The organism is Oleiphilus sp. HI0061 (genome assembly GCF_001635675.1).
Genome location: NZ_LWFE01000174.1, coordinates 1 through 783 on the forward strand (window position 1 = coordinate 1; position 783 = coordinate 783).

At 44.2% G+C, this 783-nt stretch carries 1 protein-coding gene; it reads right to left on the reverse strand.

Annotation, left to right across the window (positions count from 1 at the left end; all coding sequences use genetic code 11):
* Positions 1-135: 135 nt before the first annotated feature.
* A complete protein-coding gene (gene flhB, locus A3735_RS02105) occupies positions 136-774 on the reverse strand; it encodes a flagellar type III secretion system protein FlhB (RefSeq protein ID WP_082885773.1) in 639 nt (212 codons plus the stop codon).
* Positions 775-783 lie beyond the last annotated feature (9 nt).

The window sequence follows — 783 nt, forward strand, 5'->3', positions numbered from 1 at the left end:
CGGCTTGCTGCATAAATATCACTACCAAGACTGATATCGTCACTAATTTGACGAAAAACAAATATCAGTAAGGTATCAGCAAGATTCACGCCGACTTCTACAGTTTACGGTAATTAGGCAATGCCAGCCCCTTAATCAAGAGCCATCATATTTAAGATCATCCGGTATGGGGAAGTCCGGTTTCGGAGGTTTTGTAATAACGCGACGCCTAAACTGCTTAAGCTGAAATACGTATGCCAGCACTTGTGCAACCGCCATATACAAACCACTCGGAATTTCCTGACCAATCTCGGCATGATGGTAGACCGAACGCGCAAGCGGTGGAGCCTCAACAATTTCGACATCATGTTCGTTGGCAATTTCTCTAATCTTCAAGGCGACTTGATCATGCCCTTTCGCAAGCAAAATTGGCGCGGCATCTTCTTCAGGTTTATATCGTAGCGCGACTGAAAAGTGAGTTGGGTTGGTAATCACCACGTCAGCCTGAGGAACATCTTGCATCATTCGACGCTGCGCCATTTCCATCTGCAATTGGCGAATCTTCCGTTTAACCTCTGGCTTACCTTCCGTGTCCTTGAATTCGTCTTTCACTTCCTGCTTCGTCATCTTCAGATTTTTTGTATGATCAAATATCTGAAAAGGTACATCAATCATAGCGATCACGATCATCGTACATGCTAAATAGAAAAAACCCCACCCCAGTATTTTGGAAGCTGTTTCCATTGCTGAAATTACATTTTGATCGGCAAGCCCGATAAGCGTTGGCAGTTGCAGTTTTGATTA